Genomic DNA, 13,677 nt, shown 5'->3' with positions numbered 1-13,677 from the left:
CAAAGCCTCGACTTGGCAATCATTTTGTACTAGACTTCTTGCATAACCTATCTTATAAAGAGGAATTTACAGGAAACGGATGTGAGTACCGGATTGAAGTACAAATTATCTTTAGAAGGAGGTTATGCAAGAAATCTACTGTTTCATGAGGTTGCCACGCTCCTTACAGTCGCTCGCAATGATGATTTGGTGTCCATGCAATAATACCTTGCGGGGATGACATAGAACGAGCTATACAATATTACTTACCTATGCAGAAATTTTTAAAGATCTCGCCTAGTATTTCTTCTACGTTGATAACACCTGTAATTGCACCGATGCAGCGTGCCGTCATTCTAATATCTTCAGTTGCTAGAACTAAATCATTATCTAAGCTAAAAGCCGTTAAATGTGAGAGAGCTTGTTGTAAATAGTTACGATGACGCTGATTTGTTATATAAGGAGTTTCGGTAAATCCTGCCATATTTTCGGCAATATTTTCAATATTTTTTAATATACTTGAAAGAGCAATATTATTTTTTACTGAAACTCTTAAGCATTTATATTTATTTTCAATAGAAAAGATTTTACTAGCTTCGATTAAATCGATTTTATTAATTATTGTGATAGTATTTTCATCAATTAAATTAATAATATCTTCATTTATAGAGGAGTCTAATTTTTCGGCATCAAACATTATAATTTTAATATCTGCTGTTTTAGCTGAATTTATAGCTCGTTTTATACCTTCCTGCTCGATAATGTCACTACTTTCTTCTCTTATACCTGCTGTATCCTGTAAAATAATAGGATAGCCGCCAATGTCTAAATGTCCCTCAATTATATCTCTAGTAGTTCCTGCAATATTTGAGACAATCGCTATATCTCTCTGCATTAAGAAGTTTAGTAAGCTAGACTTACCAACGTTTGGCGGACCGATAATTGCAAGCTTAAGACCACTTCGTAGTAATTCTCCTTTTCTGTTATCATTAAGATATTCCGATATTGTATTTACAAGAATTGTATGAGTATTAGTAACTTCATTAAGGACGGTATCAGGTATATCTTCATCCGGGAAATCTATATAAGCTTCAAGCAGAGAGATAATTTTTAAAAGCTGACTACGCCAATTATTATATAATGCTTCAAGTTTGCCGCTTGCTTGTCTAATTGCTTGCTTATGCTGCATTATAGTTTCGGCATTAATTAAATCGGCTATCCCCTCTGCTGCTGTTAAATCAAATTTGTTATTTAAAAAAGCTCTTTTGGTAAACTCTCCTGCTTCTGCCAAACGAATACCAGCTATATTTAATAATGCATTTGTCAGCATTATAGATATAGCTTTACTGCCATGCGTGTGAATTTCGACTACGTCTTCCCCGGTAAAGCTACCAGGTGACTTAAAATAAACAACCATAACATTATCGATTAGCTCCTTAGTTTCAGGGACTGTAATTTGTTGATAATACATTAATCTCGATTTAAAGTCCTTTCTACCGGTAAGTAGCTGTAAAACTTCTAAACTTTTAGGACCAGAAATCCTAAAAACTGCTACGCCTGCTTTACCGAATGCAGAGCTTTGTGCAAATATCGTTTCCACTTATTTTCTATGCCTCTTGCTTAAGTTATTTTATATAATATAATAACAACAGAAATAATCATATTATTATTAATTAAGAAAATCATGACCCCAAAAACAACCTCTTTAAACTTTAGCCGTTTAAATTGTCAAATCCCGAATTATAAAACTAAAATTCTAGAACTTAGCAAGGAACGTGAGTCAAGTTCCATATATATAGATTTTGTTCAAAAGTTTTTAAATTATATTCCGATAGATTATGATTTTGAGAATAGAGCAAAATTATTCCAAAATTTTGCAGATGAAGCCTTTAAGTTTTTTAAGCAAAGGATAGCAAGAGCAAGAAAAATAGCAATAACAAAGGCAGTTATCGAAAATGATCCGGCAATAAATGTCTTGATATTACTTGATAATAAGCCGCATATTGTTGATTTTATCATATGTCTGCTTAAAAACATGAATTTGCACACTAAGTTTTTACTCCATCCGGTAATAAACTGTGTCCGAAATAGTAAAGGCGAATTAGAAAAAATATTAGAAAATTCTGTGTCGGATGAAAAATCAGAATCAATACTACATTTAACCATTTTAGGAAATTTTGACGATAAAACTACTACATTTTTAACCGAGGCTATAAATGAAAGATTAGAAAAGTTAGAGCAAAGCTATAGCCATTTACCGCAATTACGCACAAAATTACAAGATTTATCTAAAAATATAATTGATAATTATAAATTAAATTTTAAAGAGGCTAAAGAATTCTTAAATTGGTTACAAAACGATAATTTGGTTTTATTAGGGACTCTTGATTTTGAAGTAAAATCTTTAAAATTAAGCAATGAAATAGGAGCAGAAAAAATATGGCAAGAAGTAAAAGACGAGATTGATGATATTATAAAATGTTCTGCTAATCCTTTATATCAAAATCAATTAATAATACTCGGTAAAATAAATAGTGCGTCGCTTATCCATTCAGATAATTTAATCGACTATATCTTAGTGAAAAATTTTGACTCTTCGGGTGAATATATTTCGGGAAGTATAATTTTCGGTATATATAATTCAAATATGTATTACCATTCAATAAGTAATATTCCAATCCTACGACAAAAATTTAATTTTGTAATTGAGAAAGCCGGTTTTGCATTATCTGGTTATAATGCTGATAAGTTAAGAATTTTAATGGAGTCGTTACCGAGAGAAGCTTTAATACAAATTGATCAAGGCGATTTATATTGTATGTGTTTACATATGCTCTCAAGTATGATGAGTAAGAAGCTTAAATTATTTATTCAATATGATTGGTCTAGTTCTTTTCTTAATATCATAATTTTTCTGCCACGAGAACGTTTAACGGCTGAAATCCATAATATGATAGATTGTTATTTAGCAGAAAAATTCGGTAGTAAAATTTTATCCAACTATATCACCGAAGTAGCTGGTAATTTTTCTTATCTTTTTGTAACGCTTGAAGCACAAGGGGAACATAAAATAAGTTTTGAAGCAGAAATAATACAGCAAGATTTAGATCGTATCTCTACATGTTGGAGTGAAGATTTTTATTTTAAGTTTTCTAAAAAATTCGGCGAATATCAAACAGGTATTAATTTAAAGCTTTTTGATAATGTTTTTTCGGCAGATTATCGGCAAAAATTTTCTCCGGAAATAGCTTTAGTAGATATTGAATATCTAACGGAAGCAAGTAAGTCACAAAAATGTATGTTTAATCTAGTTTCTGTAAATGAAACGGAATTTTACTTAAAAATATATAGTCCAAAAGTAAAACTTGCACTTTCTAACATATTGCCGCCAATAGAAAATTTAGGTTTTAAAGCAATTGATGAACAAACTTTTGCAATTAAGGAGGCTCTCGAAATCAAAGAAAGCTGGATATATAATTTTATCTTAACTTCTATTGTACCTGTAAAGGATAATATTACCGAATTAAAAATAAATGTTGAAGAAGCTTTAGACAAAATGGCACTTGGGATGCTTGCTAATGATTCTTTAAGTAAATTAATAGTGCTTGCCGGTTTTAATTGGAAGCAAGTTAAACTCGTCAAAGCTTTAACAAGATATTTACATCAAACGGGATTTAGTTACGGTAAAGGTTATGTACAGTTAACGTTACTTAAACATCCCGAATATACAAAAATGTTGGTAAATCTATTTGATATAAAATTTAATCCTAAACATTCGGATAATAATTGTGACGTAATTAAAGATAAACTAAATAATTACTTAGTAACCGTTGAGATGAGTAGTGAAGATAAAGTACTACGTAATATGCTTGGTATAGTTAATGCTATTACTAGAACAAATTACTATCAACCACATAAACATATTTTTTCATTTAAGTTTGATTCTTCAAAAGTACCGGATTTACCTAAACCTGTTCCGTTTGCCGAAGCATTTGTTTATTCTAGAAATTTTGAAGCTGTTCATTTAAGAGGCGGTCCCGTATCACGCGGAGGGCTTAGATGGTCGGATAGAGCAGAAGATTATAGGCTTGAGGTCCTTGGGCTTATGAAAGCACAAATGACTAAGAATTCTGTTATTGTCCCTGTCGGTTCTAAAGGCGGATTTTATGTTCATTTTACTGAGGAAGGGCTTACTCGTGATGAATATATGGAAAAAGTGGTAGAATGCTATAAGAATTTCCTTAGAGGTTTATTAGACATAACTGATAATATCATTGACGGTAAAGTAGTACATCCAAAAGACGTTATTATTTATGATAAAGAAGATCCTTATTTAGTGGTTGCTGCCGATAAAGGTACAGCCTCATTTTCGGATTATGCTAATAGTGTGGCAAGAGAATATAATTACTGGCTTGATGATGCTTTTGCTTCCGGTGGTTCTGCAGGTTACGATCATAAAAAAATGGCTATTACTTCCAAAGGAGCTTGGATTTCCGTAACTAATCACTTTAAAACTTTAGGGTTAGATGTCCAAAAAGACCCTATTACCGTCGTAGGTATAGGAGATATGTCGGGAGATGTGTTCGGTAACGGTATGCTCAGATCAGAGACTATTAAGTTAGTTGCTGCCTTTAATCATAAACATATATTTATTGATCCTACTCCTGATCCTTTATCAAGTTTTAATGAGCGTTTGCGTTTATTTAATTTAAAGGGGTCTAATTGGTCTGATTATGATTCTAAGCTTATTTCTAAAGGAGGCAAAGTATTTGAACGCAGTAGTAAATTAATAAAATTATCGCCGGAAATTAAAAAATTACTTGATATAAATGATAATGAATTATCACCGGAAGAATTAATTAAAGCTATTTTAAAAGCAGGTGTTGATTTATTGTGGAATGGCGGAATAGGCACTTATATCAAAGCTAAAACGGAAAATAATTTAGAAATCGGTGATAAAGCAAATGATAACCTTAGATGTAACGGTGAAGAAATTAGAGCAAAAGTTATAGCAGAAGGCGGTAATGTTGGGGTATCACAGAGAGGTAGAGTTGAATATGCTAAAAAAGGCGGGCGCATAAATGCTGACTTTATTGATAATTCAGCAGGTGTTGATTGCTCCGATCATGAGGTAAATATCAAGATTGCTTTAAGTAGTGCGATAACCTCAGGAAAAATTACTTTAGAAGAACGTAATAAACTTCTAAACGATATGACAAAGCAAGTTGAAGAGTTAGTATTACTTGATAATTATAAGCAAACCGAAGCAATAACAATTATGCAACTATCTCCTACTTTAACTGTTAATATACTTAGTCAATTTATAGATATTTTAGAAGAAGAAAAAGTATTAGAGCGGGAAAATGAATTCTTGCCTAGTGCAGAAGAATTGAATAGCAGAGCTATGAGCGGTGAAGTATTAACTCGTCCTGAGCTTTGCATATTGCTATCATATAGTAAGAGATCTGCTTATCATGAGTTAATTAATTCTACTTTTTCCCATGATAAATATTTTGATGCATATCTTATAGATTATTTTCCTGAAATGATGCAAAAAAAGTTTCGTAATGAAATTTTATCTCATCCACTTAAACATGAGATTATTAAAACCGTTACTATAAATAAAATAATGAATCAGCTTGGAGGACCGCTTATTAGTATTGTAAAGCGTGAGATTGGGGCTCCTCTTTGTGATATAATAAGGTCATATACCATTATTTGTGAAATTTTTGATCTTGATGATATATGGGAAACGATAAGTAAGCTACCTACTAATATTGATTACAATGTAAAAATCGACATGTTTACCGAAATAACGAAATTAATGCGTCGAGGTATTTCGTGGTTTATTAAAAATTTAAAACATCCTATTAATATTAGTGAAACTATAGAAGAGTTTAGAGTTCCTGCACAAAACTTAAGAAAAACGGTAGATACTTTATTAGTCGGAGAAACTAAAATAAGATTTGAAGAAAAATTAAATTATTATACCACTAGCGGGGTAGAGGAATCATTGGCTGCTACTATCGCTACATTTGACAATTTAATTTCAGTATTTGACATTATATATGTAACAAAACAGACTTCAGGGAATAATAAAGAGATAGCAAAAGCTTATTTTGTTATAAGTGATATGTTTAGTCTTGATTGGTTACGTAAAGCTTGTGATAGGCAATTGAACGATTCATTTTGGCGTCGCTTAGGTATTCAATCGCTAAAAGATGATTTATATGACAAACAACGTAGATTATTAATAAAAATAATTAATAAATCTAAAACAACTATTGATTTAGATTTATGGATTGATAATAATAACTTAGTTAGAAATTTGCTTGATTTTATTAAAGAAATTAAAGCTCAAGAAACTATAGACTTAAATATAATTATTTTAGCAAACAAGAAATTTGAAATATTCTTACAAAAACTTGAGTAAATTATGTCGTCAATGCTTAAGCAAATTAGGTTAGATTCAGGTAAAACTTTAAATCAGGTATCTAGTGATTTAAAAATTAGAAAAAAATATTTAGTAGCTTTAGAAGAGGGGGATTTTGATGTTTTACCGGGAGAAGTATACGTAAGAGGTTACTTAAAATTATACTTGGATTATCTTAATGTAAAAGATAGAAATGCAGAGCAGATAGAAGCTACTAAACAGAACGAAACCGAAAAATTATTAAATAATAAAAGAGCTACGGTGATAAATTATAAACGTAAAAAACAATTAGTACTTATATCTATTATAATGTTATCAATTATTATTGTAAGTCATCCATTCATAATTAACGCTTAAACGAAAATGGATAATGAAATATTAGACTGCTTACAGAATGAAGCTAATAAAGAGGCATTTGAAGGAGACACGGAACGCGGCACCGCAGCGTACATAGACGTACGTGAGGATGCGAGTACAGGATCGACTTACAAATTACCTTTAGAAGCAAGTTATGTAAGCAGTCTAAAGAAATTAATGGAAGAAGTAGAACATAAACTCGATGATTTGTTGAGTATGCTTGTAAATAATCAAAATGAAGTTCAAAAATTACAAAACGAAAATAAAGCATTAAAAGATAATTATATAATAATGCTAGATCAAATTAACATTTATATTAATGAACTTGAAGAAATAAAAAAACAGCAAAAATAATTATGTCAATTGTTACGGTAACATTAAATAACAAGAGTTTTCAATTATATTGTAATAATGGAGATGAGGAAGAATTACTATCTTTAGCGAATAAATTGAATGATAAAATAGCTGAAATTAAACTTGGTAGTCCCACAGCCTCTTTTGAGCTATTATTAGTTATGGCATCACTTAATGCACAAGCTGAAATAGCTAGTCTAACAGAAAAACTTAATAAAAATGGTCTTCAAAAAAATCATCCCGACGAAGAAAAATTCGCAGAAACCTTAACTACTATAGCAGGTTACCTAGAAAACCTTGCACGTAAAATGGGAAAGTGATATATTAGCTATTAGCTGCTTGGTTCGTGAGCTTAATATTAACCTAGGACTACCACTAACTTTTAGGACATCGTCCCTGTCTAATACTAATTCAGTTTAGATATATGAAGTCCACCTTTACATAAAGGTCTTTGAAGGATTTTAAGTAACGGCCAAAGCGGTCATGTATACTCGTTTAATTTGAAAAATTGGCTACGTTGTCTTTTGCTGATAATCCTCACGTACTAGTATGTACACTGCGGTTATCAGCTTCAAGACGCCTTGCTCTTTTCCAAATTAAACTTCGTCGTCTACCTACTTTTCGTTTACTCACAGTATACCTTTAAAATGAAACAAACAAAATCACGCAATAAAGTTCTCGGTGCTTTTTTAGGCACTATTATTGAATATTACGACTATAGTTTATATGGTTTTTCAGCGGCAATTATCGCTGATAAATTCTTTTCAGCCAGTACTGATCTATTAACAAAGCTTGTAAATGTTTTTGCCGTTTATGCAGCAGCATATTTATCAAAGCCTATGGGTGCTTATATTTTTGGACGTATAGGGGATATATACGGTCGAAAAAAAGCCTTAAGTTTTACGATTATCGGTATTGTAATCCCTACCTTAATAATAGGTTTATTGCCCGATTATTCCTCGATAGGAGTTTGGAGTACAATAATTTTAGTTTTATGTCGCTTCATGCAAGGTATTTTTATTGGAGGGGAATATGACGGTGCAGCGATTTATGTTATTGAACATTTAGGAGCAAAATACCGATTTACTGCCTCGGCAATAACTAGATGTACAGGAGTAATGGGTTTATTATGCGGAATCGGTGCAACTAATTTCTTTAATTCTCATATTTTTCCGGAGTGGGGTTGGCGTATTCCGTTTTTACTAAGTTTACCACTTGCATTAATAACTCTTTATTATCGCCGGAAATTTGATGAAACACCGGAGTTTAAAAAAGCACACTATAGCCAAGATTCTATTGAAAAACTTAGCTCTATAATTAAAAAGCAATGGAAAAATATTGCACGGTTAATATTTTTAGCCGGAGGTTTTGGAGCAACATATCAAATTGCGATCATCTTTATGAAGCAATATTTACCGATCGTATTACCTTCAGTCGGTATTATTATGAGTGCTTTTTCGGTCTTAATAGTAATATGTTTTGCTGTTTGCATGCCGATTGCCGGTTTTATTGCCGATCGCTTAGGAGTTAATTCAGTATTAAAAATCGCATTTATATGTACTATTACAGCAAGTGTATTTTTTGTGATAGCAGTAAAATATCAAATGACTAATTTAGGGCTTGCAGCTAGTTTAATGTTAGCTGCATCAGTTGCACCTTTTAATTCTCTTGCTCATAGTATAGTTATTAAGTCTTTTGTAGTTAAAGAACGCTATCGTGTTATAAGTTTAGGACATAATATCGGCTCAATGTTAATGTCCGGTACTGCTAATTATATTTGTGCAAAGGTAATAAAATCATTTGATTTTAACCTATTCCCGATTTTATATCTTTGCATGTTTGCCGTACTTGCTTATTCTATGACCATATTATTTAACCGTAATAGGTAAAAAATAAATCTTGACGATAACTTTAAATGTTATGCATAAAATTTTTCATAAATCTATAATTTTTATTATCTTATGTATACAAGGAAATATTAGTTTTACCGATGCAAACGGAAGTATATACGTTAGATATTGGTAATTGCAAAGAACGTAAATATAACTATGAAGATCATTTGGAAGAATTGTTGAAGCAAGAAATTTCTTTAGCAATGCAGAAGAATGGTTTAAGAGTTAAGCTATTGTACAACAAAGATATTAGAACACAAAAGCTTGATGATTTAGTATCTCGTTTCCGTAGCTCCTATAATAATACTTATACTGCTTTATATACGCCTTTATTATGGCCTGAAGGAAAAGCTTTCTCAATGACTCAAAATATAGGTGAACCTGTTATAATGTTAGGAGAAAAAACAGGAGCTGATATATTTGTATTACTTAATTATGTGCAAATGATAAAGACTAATGGAGCTCGTACACGTGACTTTTTAATGAGTGCTTTGGGTTGTTCAGTAAGTAATGCAGATAATATATTTATGTCTATAGGAATAGTAGAAGCAAAAAGTGGTAGAATATTATGGACTAATGCAACGCCCCAAGCACAACCATTTAGTAGCTCTATTTTCTCTTCTTGTGATAAATCAGAAATTGGCAATTTTTATTCAGTAATAAATATGCTTTTATCTCCATTATAAACTGAATTTTGTGTCGTTCAGGGGTGGTTGGTGTGGCTTATTATTCCTCTCTGTCATTCCGTGATTTATTCACGGGATCCAGTAAAACATATAGTATGGGTAGACAAAACACATCTAATTTAAGTGCATAAACTATAAATCATTTTTATCAAATAGGAAAAATTCACCTATTTCAGGGGTAATCAACTTATTTTCATCAATATTATGTTTTTTTCCGATCTCTTTAAAAAGATTATCGTTATAACCCGAATCACCTATAAAACAAATATCTCCTATCTTAGTTTTAATGATCAAAGTTCCCCATAATGCTTTATTTTTATCAAATATTCCTCTAGCCGACCAATGCTGTGTCGGTTCTAAATAAAATTCTACATCGCCTTTAATTTCATCTTCTTAGAAACTTTTTGAATTTAGCTGTATTTCTTGTTCTTTATATGACTCTCCCCACCCTAAGGTAACAATTTCTGCATCGGTAATATGTTTTTTATTACGTCTTATTACGTCATTCATTAGCGGTGTAATAATCTTAGGGTTATCTTGTACCCATAAATCTTTAATTGTTCTGATGTCTAAATGGTCATAGTGATTATGGCTTATTAATATAACATCTATTTTAGGTAAATCGGTAAAATTAATACCGGGTTTTACCACTCTCGTTGGTCCTGTAAAAGTAAAAGGACTAACCCGCTCCGACCATACCGGATCGGTTAAGATATTTAAACCGTCTATTTGAATTCAAAAGGTTACATGTCCTATGTAGGCTACTCGTACAGCGTCATCTCGATCGCTTGATACTAATGAATTTCGTGGAACTCGTCTGTAGTCACGTACTAATGTACACTGTGCAGACTCGTCCTTAAATTCATCTTGTCTGAAGCGATCGAGATTTAGCTGTGTATTTTTACTGCTAGTTATTTTTTGTGGTGGAATATCAGTGGAAGTAAACGGCAGTGTTGTCGGTCATTTTGGTCGTTTTGAAGTTATTTTCCATTTTAGAATATCAAGTAAGGTTTTAAGTTTTATATTAGGCTCAATATTGAAAAACATATTTTTATTTAGATAGACCTTCCTTTCGGTTTATTAGAGCTTTTAACTTGTTCAGCAAAAGATTTTGTCTTTTTATTTGTTGGTTTATGAATAAACCCTCTAGTTTTTTCTCCTATCAACATGGCTTCTTGCAGTATATCTTTTGGTAGTTTAGCTATAGATGCCGATATTTCCGGAGTTTGTTTTATTTCTACCGTTATCTTTTTTGCTTTATTTATATCTCTGCCTATTACTGCATCTAGTGGAACATTTTTATAATCTGCAAGAGCAACAATTGCTCCCATATCAGGCATTTTTGTACGACCATCTAGAAAATTTTTCCACGCTGTTTCATGAGTACCTGTTTTTTCACTTAACTTATACGGGGTTATATTGTCTGTTTCTAATATATTCAGTACAAATTTTTTAAAATTATTTCTAATTTCTTCTGAATCATCTTTATTTGTTTCTGATATATCGTTAATCCGATTAAATCGTTCTTTTGACCTTATATCTTCGCTCATTATTTTTTCCTGTAAAATTTACTCCTAAAAATTGAGAGTTAAAATAACTTCATAGATAGGCTCTGAGACTTATTTATTAATATATAACTAATAAATAGTAAATAGAAGATAATTATAATGAAAATAATAAATTTAAGCTATTGAATTAAGTATTTAGGTCTTATATATGAAATTTAAATTAATCTATTTTAACTTTTTTTGTCACAAATTATAAAATTTTTCTGTAGTATGAGCCATGTCTGTTCCACTTCTTTTTCTATAAATTAAATTTCAGATGCAGAATCTAAGATATTTTAAAAAGATTATATAAATTAAAAATTGTTTTTTCTGCATCTTGATCATTTATGAATAAGGTAATTTTAACTTCTGATAATTGTATCATGTGAACATTTATATTATCGTTCGTTAACTTTGATAATATCGTTTCAAGTAATTTACAATCATTTTTAATCCCATAACCAATAAGAGAGATTGTAGCAATTTCGGTATCAAAAGTAAAATCTTGTATCTGCTTATCATCTTTTAAATTAGTCAGTAAAGCTTGTAAATTATTTTTATCGGTTAAATTTGTAATAAAACTATATTCTTCATTATTTTTTATCTCTTGCATAAACTCAATATGATTATTATTTTGTGTAATCATATTTGCAACTTGCAAAAAACTTAAAGACATGCTCTTTACAGATATTTTTAATAAATTTTTATTAGAAGTAATGCTGTTAATAATCCCATTCTCCATATTTTTATCCTTTGAAGTGATTAACGTACCTTCTGTATCCGGTGAAAATGTTGACAGAACACGCATATCTATTTTATACCGCATTACTAACTCTCCGGCTCTAGGGTGTAGTACTTTTGCTCCACTTGATGCTAGTTCTAACATTTCTAAAAAATCTATTTCTTTTATCTTCTTGGCATTTGGAATAATTCTTGGATCAGCAGTAAATATTCCCTCTACATCGGTATAAATATCACATCTATCGGCTTTCATAGCTGCAGCGATTAAGGCGGCAGTAGTATCAGATCCTCCTCTGCCCAAAGTAGTTAACCTATTGGATTTGTTAATTCCTTGAAAACCGGCTATTATAGGGATGGTATTTAACTGTAAATATTTTTCTAGTAAATCTGTAGTAATTGATTCTACTAAAGCTTTACTATGATTATTATCGGTGAGCATCGGTAATTGCCAAGCTAGAAATGATCGCGCCTTTATATCTTCTTCTTGAAGAGCGAGCGCTAGTAATGAAGCAGTGACTATTTCACCGCTAGAAAGTGCTACATCATATTCTGCAAATTGAGAAATGTTATTAAGGCTTGATACTTCATTACACAATGTGACAAGTTGATTAGTAACACCTGCCATAGCCGAAACTACTACAATTACTTGGTTATTTTTAGCTATTTCGGTTTTGATGATAGGAACGATTTTTTTTATTCTATCAATATTTGCAACGGAAGTGCCACCGAACTTTTGAATTATTAAGGCCATAAGTAAAGAAAGCCTAATAGAATATTATGTTATATAATTAATTTCCGCCTGTCGTCATCTAGCGCACTTACAGACATGATTGTGTGGAACGGTTTTCAATTTTCATCTCGCGACTTGATCGCGGGATCCAGCTTAAAATACTAATAATATTAGTATTTTAAATTATTTTTATGGACCCTTTAGTCAAGCCACGGGGTGACCAAGTGGATTTTACCAATCAACGTAACAATGCCATAAAAAGCATTTTTCGTTCCACGTAACACTAGTAGATCAAACCGCAATACTTAAGTACTTGCAATTTCTTTAACATTCACGATTTTATGATTTCGCTTAGTTAAAAATTCTACTCTACCTTCTATCAAAGCAAATATTGTATGATCTTTGCCAAGCCCTACATTCGTTCCAGGATGAATTTTTGTGCCGCGTTGTCTAACTATAATATTACCGGGTATTACATATTGTCCATCGGCTTTTTTAACTCCCAGCCTTCGACCGGCCGAGTCTCTTCCGTTTCTAGAACTACCACCGGCTTTTTTGGTTGCCATTTTATAATTCCTTTTAAGTTATTATTATTGTTTGGTAATATCTAATATTTTTAATTCCGTCAATTCTTGACGATGACCGGCTTTACGACGATAATTTTTTCTACGCTTTTTCTTAAAGACTATAATTTTATTATCTTTAAGTTGGTTAGTAATTTCAGCCGTAACGACAGCCCCTTTAACTATTGGAGTCCCAATAAAAGAAGGCTTTGAGTATTCGCCAATCATTAAAATTTGATCAAACTGAATTTTAGAGCCAAGTTCTCCATCAATTTTTTCGACTTTAATAATACTATTTCTGTCTACTTTATATTGTTTTCCACCTGCTTTTATAACTGCGAACATGAAAACTATCTCTTTAAAAATTTATAAATATTTATCGTATCATATTATTA

Annotated in this window: 13 protein-coding genes, 1 other RNA gene and 1 pseudogene; 7 read left to right on the top strand and 8 right to left on the bottom strand. The window is 31.3% G+C overall.

Annotated features, from left to right (window positions below):
• Nucleotides 1-241: 241 nt before the first annotated feature.
• On the bottom strand, nt 242-1,579 hold the full coding sequence (gene mnmE / locus RSL_RS06015; RefSeq protein WP_014014769.1) for a tRNA uridine-5-carboxymethylaminomethyl(34) synthesis GTPase MnmE: 1,338 nt from the start codon (nt 1,577-1,579) through the stop codon (nt 242-244).
• An 84-nt stretch (nt 1,580-1,663) separates the two neighbouring features.
• On the opposite strand from mnmE, the gene RSL_RS06010 reads away from it, so the two are divergent.
• The 7 genes from RSL_RS06010 (at nt 1,664) to RSL_RS05985 (ending at nt 9,701) form a co-directional block, all read left to right on the top strand.
• Nucleotides 1,664-6,412: an NAD-glutamate dehydrogenase gene (locus RSL_RS06010; RefSeq protein WP_014273782.1), complete on the top strand. Its 4,749-nt coding sequence runs from the start codon at nt 1,664-1,666 to the stop codon at nt 6,410-6,412.
• 3 nt (nt 6,413-6,415) lie between these two features.
• On the top strand, nt 6,416-6,769 hold the full coding sequence (locus RSL_RS06005; RefSeq protein ID WP_012720012.1) for a helix-turn-helix domain-containing protein: 354 nt from the start codon (nt 6,416-6,418) through the stop codon (nt 6,767-6,769).
• 6 nt (nt 6,770-6,775) lie between these two features.
• On the top strand, nt 6,776-7,123 hold the full coding sequence (locus tag RSL_RS06000; RefSeq protein WP_014273781.1) for a palindromic element RPE1 domain-containing protein: 348 nt from the start codon (nt 6,776-6,778) through the stop codon (nt 7,121-7,123).
• 2 nt (nt 7,124-7,125) lie between these two features.
• Entirely contained in the window at nt 7,126-7,443 is a 318-nt protein-coding gene (locus tag RSL_RS05995; protein ID WP_004997454.1) for a cell division protein ZapA, read from the top strand.
• A gap of 9 nt (nt 7,444-7,452) precedes the next feature.
• Nucleotides 7,453-7,611: non-coding RNA, 6S RNA (gene ssrS / locus RSL_RS08290), on the top strand.
• A 159-nt stretch (nt 7,612-7,770) separates the two neighbouring features.
• On the top strand, nt 7,771-9,012 hold the full coding sequence (locus RSL_RS05990) for an MFS transporter (RefSeq protein ID WP_004997456.1): 1,242 nt from the start codon (nt 7,771-7,773) through the stop codon (nt 9,010-9,012).
• Between the two features lie 101 nt (nt 9,013-9,113).
• Entirely contained in the window at nt 9,114-9,701 is a 588-nt protein-coding gene (locus tag RSL_RS05985) for a hypothetical protein (protein ID WP_014273779.1), read from the top strand.
• 132 nt (nt 9,702-9,833) lie between these two features.
• Here the strand turns inward: RSL_RS05985 and RSL_RS05980 are convergent, their stop codons facing one another.
• The 7 genes and pseudogenes from RSL_RS05980 to rplU all read right to left on the bottom strand — a co-directional run bounded on the left by RSL_RS05980 (nt 9,834) and on the right by rplU (nt 13,627).
• Nucleotides 9,834-9,995, bottom strand: coding sequence for a hypothetical protein (locus tag RSL_RS05980; protein WP_004997461.1), 162 nt, complete (start codon nt 9,993-9,995; stop codon nt 9,834-9,836).
• Between the two features lie 99 nt (nt 9,996-10,094).
• The gene (locus RSL_RS05975; protein ID WP_081463633.1) at nt 10,095-10,415 is read right to left on the bottom strand and encodes an MBL fold metallo-hydrolase; all 321 of its coding nucleotides are present in this window, start codon (nt 10,413-10,415) and stop codon (nt 10,095-10,097) included.
• Between the two features lie 33 nt (nt 10,416-10,448).
• Nucleotides 10,449-10,601 (bottom strand): annotated as a pseudogene (locus tag RSL_RS10230) (palindromic element RPE3 domain-containing protein); the annotation flags it as partial.
• A 155-nt stretch (nt 10,602-10,756) separates the two neighbouring features.
• On the bottom strand, nt 10,757-11,251 hold the full coding sequence (locus RSL_RS05970) for a hypothetical protein (RefSeq protein WP_014273777.1): 495 nt from the start codon (nt 11,249-11,251) through the stop codon (nt 10,757-10,759).
• Nucleotides 11,252-11,534: 283 nt separating this feature from the next.
• The gene (locus RSL_RS05965) at nt 11,535-12,740 is read right to left on the bottom strand and encodes an aspartate kinase (protein ID WP_014273776.1); all 1,206 of its coding nucleotides are present in this window, start codon (nt 12,738-12,740) and stop codon (nt 11,535-11,537) included.
• Nucleotides 12,741-13,024: 284 nt separating this feature from the next.
• Complete coding sequence (rpmA, locus tag RSL_RS05960) at nt 13,025-13,285, bottom strand: 50S ribosomal protein L27 (protein WP_004997475.1); 261 nt, start codon at nt 13,283-13,285, stop codon at nt 13,025-13,027.
• 24 nt (nt 13,286-13,309) lie between these two features.
• Nucleotides 13,310-13,627, bottom strand: coding sequence for a 50S ribosomal protein L21 (rplU, locus tag RSL_RS05955; protein WP_004997480.1), 318 nt, complete (start codon nt 13,625-13,627; stop codon nt 13,310-13,312).
• Between the last annotated feature and the right edge of the window lie 50 nt (nt 13,628-13,677).

Source organism: Rickettsia slovaca 13-B (assembly GCF_000237845.1).
Classification (GTDB): domain Bacteria; phylum Pseudomonadota; class Alphaproteobacteria; order Rickettsiales; family Rickettsiaceae; genus Rickettsia; species Rickettsia rickettsii.
This window is presented reverse-complemented; position numbering and strand designations above follow the sequence as displayed.

Excerpts from the sequence above, each read along its gene's own strand:
- RSL_RS05990 (WP_004997456.1), top strand. The coding sequence starts at position 7,771 with ATGAAACAAACAAAATCACGCAATAAAGTTCTCGGTGCTTTTTTAGGC.
- RSL_RS06010 (WP_014273782.1), top strand. The coding sequence starts at position 1,664 with ATGACCCCAAAAACAACCTCTTTAAACTTTAGCCGTTTAAATTGTCAA.
- RSL_RS05965 (WP_014273776.1), bottom strand. The coding sequence starts at position 12,740 with ATGGCCTTAATAATTCAAAAGTTCGGTGGCACTTCCGTTGCAAATATT.
- rplU (WP_004997480.1), bottom strand. The coding sequence starts at position 13,627 with ATGTTCGCAGTTATAAAAGCAGGTGGAAAACAATATAAAGTAGACAGA.
- RSL_RS05995 (WP_004997454.1), top strand. The coding sequence starts at position 7,126 with ATGTCAATTGTTACGGTAACATTAAATAACAAGAGTTTTCAATTATAT.
- rpmA (WP_004997475.1), bottom strand. The coding sequence starts at position 13,285 with ATGGCAACCAAAAAAGCCGGTGGTAGTTCTAGAAACGGAAGAGACTCG.
- RSL_RS05985 (WP_014273779.1), top strand. The coding sequence starts at position 9,114 with ATGCAAACGGAAGTATATACGTTAGATATTGGTAATTGCAAAGAACGT.
- RSL_RS05970 (WP_014273777.1), bottom strand. The coding sequence starts at position 11,251 with ATGAGCGAAGATATAAGGTCAAAAGAACGATTTAATCGGATTAACGAT.
- RSL_RS06000 (WP_014273781.1), top strand. The coding sequence starts at position 6,776 with ATGGATAATGAAATATTAGACTGCTTACAGAATGAAGCTAATAAAGAG.
- RSL_RS06005 (WP_012720012.1), top strand. The coding sequence starts at position 6,416 with ATGTCGTCAATGCTTAAGCAAATTAGGTTAGATTCAGGTAAAACTTTA.